The sequence below is a fragment of the Acetonema longum DSM 6540 genome (assembly GCF_000219125.1).
GTDB lineage: Bacteria > Bacillota > Negativicutes > Sporomusales > Acetonemataceae > Acetonema > Acetonema longum.
In genome coordinates this window covers 1-2,723 of the sequence record NZ_AFGF01000160.1, presented here as the reverse complement: position 1 = coordinate 2,723, position 2,723 = coordinate 1, and the positions used below count along the sequence as shown (strand labels likewise).

At 35.1% G+C, this 2,723-nt stretch carries 2 protein-coding genes; both read left to right on the top strand.

All coding sequences use genetic code 11. The features are described 5' to 3' along the window. The first annotated feature begins 124 nt into the window (after nucleotides 1-124). Nucleotides 125-1,108, top strand: coding sequence for a nucleoid-associated protein (locus tag ALO_RS15060; RefSeq protein ID WP_004097439.1), 984 nt, complete (start codon nucleotides 125-127; stop codon nucleotides 1,106-1,108). A gap of 47 nt (nucleotides 1,109-1,155) precedes the next feature. Further along, nucleotides 1,156-2,091 (top strand): hypothetical protein, encoded by a 936-nt coding sequence (locus ALO_RS15055; RefSeq protein ID WP_004097438.1) that lies wholly within the window; start codon nucleotides 1,156-1,158, stop codon nucleotides 2,089-2,091. Nucleotides 2,092-2,723 lie beyond the last annotated feature (632 nt).

Sequence of the window (2,723 nt, the reverse complement as noted above, 5' to 3'; positions counted from 1 at the left end):
AATTATTGAATGCAGTATTTTTAGGGAAATTATAGAAAACGGTGTAGAAATCTGCCATTATATAATGTAGTATATAAAATACAGAGTATTACTTTTTAATTCTGAAATAGAGGATGGATAAATTATGCCGGTAACGATCAAAAGTGCGATTATACATATTTTAGATACATCAGCGGGCCTTCCAGTTTTATCTGACAGATTAATGCTGATAGAGAAAGAAATCGAGGATTATATCTCAGGGATCATTGATAAATCATTTCACAGTGATGATGTAAAAGAATGTATGTTTAAGGCAGAATCAACACTTTGGGAGCAATGCCAAAACGCATCGTGGAACTTGATTCCTATATCCCAAAGTATCGCAGAGAATATGTTTAGTATAATGCGAAGAAATGCAGAAATCCCAGTGGCGGATGTAGTTATGGGTATTTCTCAAATGGATGGAAATGACTACTTATTCATGCTAAAGTTTGACTATAGAAGTGCGTTTACACATTTCGCAGGGGTTAAGAATGATAATAAGGAAATTAATATAATCCGATACAGAACGCTACTTCCTGCTCAAGCTGCAAAGGTGCCCGAAGGCTTTTTTATTAATATGCAGACTCCCTCTGTTAAAGTAATAGAGCGACAATTCACTGTCGATGGAATAAAAGATTTCTATCTTTCGACTCAAATTCTAGCCTGTACAGAGAATAAAACGCCACGACAGAAAGCTACTAAAATATTAAAAGTCGCAGAAAAGGTTGCAGAGCTCTATTATGCTAAAGAGGATGAAATGAATACGCATATCTCTTCCACTATGTTTGATGAGTTGCAGCAAGAGCAACCTCTGGTGGTGGAGAATCTCGGGCAAAAGTTTTTCGCGAAGAATCCTGCTGCTCGAGAGGAATTTTTTGAAAGGCTGGCTGCCGTTGATATAGGAAAAGATGAGATATTAGCATTATCAGAAAAATTTCAGAAAAAATTCGGCAAACAAGCTATTAAAACATCCAGCGGTGTCGAAATTAAAATACCTACTCAAGTATATTCTAACGTAGATGAAATCGAATTTATCAATAATCCAGACGGAACAGTATCGCTTCTAATTAAAAATATAAAAATATAAAAATAATTCTATTCTACGAAATAATTGAATATTACGGAGGAATATGAATGTCAACAAAAAATATCTACCTTTTCAAAACTATTATTCGAGATACTCAAACAAACAATGAAGTGCCAGTAAATTTATTTAGAGGTTTATTTCAAGAAGTGTTTGGCAGGGAATGCCGGAATAATGCGTTAGAACTGACTTATCAAAACGCCGAGCCAATGATATTAGATGTAATTGAGGACACTGCCGAATATTTATTTGCCAAGCTCAATCGAAAACGCCCCAACAACAGTATGCAGAAAAGAAACTATAATACTTATGAAACGATGGATGTTTTGTCGCCAAATGAAATTGCTAACAGCGGAGTTGAGTGGTTTACATACTGTATTTTAGGCTATCGTCATGGTATTCTGTCAGTCGTTAATTCAAAAGGAGCTCCAAACGAAGGGGCTTTGGCAAGAGTTTTCTCACGTTACAACAACCGTTTTTCTCTTGAAACTGAAGGCATTCCGAATCAGGAGTTAATAAAAGAGCTTTTAAATGGTCGTGCACCTGAAATAAATAAAGTTCAGATTGATATAGCACAACCAGATGCACAAATTTTAGAAAAACTGTTTGAATTTAACGATGATGAGGTATTACAAGCGGTTAGACAAAATACTTCAAGCCTTGTTTTTGAAGTTAAGCCGGCTTTCCGTGAGGCGCTTTCAAAAGATATAGATATTATTACTCGTCTAATACGAAAATGCCAGCAAAACAGAAAAAGATATCGTTCTGTTATCCTTTCGGGGAAACCAGCTACTGGTGAACGTCAACGTCAATATGATTTATATGAGGAATATTTTAAGTATCCCATAAGTGTAGATGAATATCGGCAGGAACACGGACAAAAAGTTGAAATTGATAAAGAAGTTATTCTTCGTGAATATAAAAGGAACATGATGAATGTGTATGACCAATATAAAGATGTGATTCTAGCCGTGAGTAACCGATAATTATTATTCCTCGTAGGGAAAGGAGGAGAGGCATCATAAAAAGGTTTTTACACAGTTTATGCAATGTGTTGCCTTTAATCTTATCTATTGTCGGATGTATATCTACGGCGTATACTGGAAAATCGTGGTTTACACTACCAACAGACAATTCCTTTCACTTTAATTTAATAACAGTTAACGCACTTTTTGGTGGCTTTCTTTATACCAATTATTCTCTACTTATTGGGCTGTTAGATAATTCTATTGTTGAAAAGATTAAAAACACCAATATTATCAGAAAAAGGAATTCACACATATTAAAAGGGATTATGTATGCTACGTTTTCTGTTGTTGCAGGTCTGTATTTAATATTAATACCACCGGGAGAATCATTCATTCAGCGCGTATTACATATTTTTATACAAAACGCCGAGATTATATTTATGGCCTTTTTGATAATATATTTTGTCCTTTCGTTGCGAGCAATGAACATATTGATTAAAAATCTTCACAGTCCTCAAGGGATGAAAACTGATGAAGAAATTAAGGATCTTAAGCGGCAAATCATGAACAATGGTGAGAAATAAGAGAATTAGTATGACAAGGGTTCTTGCGTATTGACGCGCGTCTCCGTAGTCAGGAGTATGCAGCTA

Bases quoted from the DNA above. Each gene is read 5' to 3' on its own strand.
- ALO_RS15060 (WP_004097439.1), top strand. From the start codon at position 125: ATGCCGGTAACGATCAAAAGTGCGATTATACATATTTTAGATACATCA.
- ALO_RS15055 (WP_004097438.1), top strand. From the start codon at position 1,156: ATGTCAACAAAAAATATCTACCTTTTCAAAACTATTATTCGAGATACT.